At 65.4% G+C, this 696-nt stretch carries 1 protein-coding gene; it reads left to right on the top strand.

The window, feature by feature from the left end; translation table 11 throughout:
- Positions 1-560, top strand: a 560-nt coding sequence (locus tag EOA29_RS38920; protein WP_281061151.1) for a protein-disulfide reductase DsbD domain-containing protein, incomplete at its 5' end; no start/stop codon positions are given.
- Positions 561-696 lie beyond the last annotated feature (136 nt).

Raw genomic sequence — 696 nt, 5'->3', positions numbered from 1 at the left:
GCACCAACATCGCCGATGCAAGACTGTCGTTTCCGCCGCCGCAGCGCCACGATGACGGCTATGGCAAATGGGCCGGCTACGATCGCCCGGTCTCGCTGCCGGTGACCTTCACGGTGGCGGCGCCCGACCAGCCGGCGGCCATCGATGCCAACATCTTCCTCGGCATCTGCGAGACGATCTGCATTCCGGTGCAGACGCGGCTCAGCGTCGACCCCGCCTCCGATCCGGACAACGCCACGGACACGGCGCTGGTGAAGACGGCGCTTGCAACGCTCCCCTCACCGGCGCGGCCTGATTTCGGCATCAGCGTGCTGCCCGGCGACCACGAGACCCTCGTCGTCGAGGCGCAGTCGCCAGGCGATCCGGATTCCGTCGATTTCTTCATCGCCGGCGAGCGCGATTACATGTTCGGCGCGCCGGTGCGCAGCGAAAAGGACGGCAAGCTCGTCTTCACGGTGCCGATCCTCGACCGGCCGTCGGCGACGCCCACGGATGGCGGACTGTACTACACACTGACAAGCGCCGAGGGTTCGGTGGACGGCTTGCTGCCTTTCCCTTGAGCCAGGCCCTTTTGGAGCCGCAATTCCGGACGGAAAACCGCTGCGCACTTTTCCTGGCATTGCTCCGAACGGTTGCGGGAAGCCGTCCAGTCCGATATCGCAGAGATCGATCCTTCCCAATCTCCCAAGCGAGGAC

Source organism: Mesorhizobium sp. M1E.F.Ca.ET.063.01.1.1 (assembly GCF_003998155.1).
In the GTDB taxonomy this organism is placed as follows: domain Bacteria; phylum Pseudomonadota; class Alphaproteobacteria; order Rhizobiales; family Rhizobiaceae; genus Mesorhizobium.
This window is presented reverse-complemented; position numbering and strand designations above follow the sequence as displayed.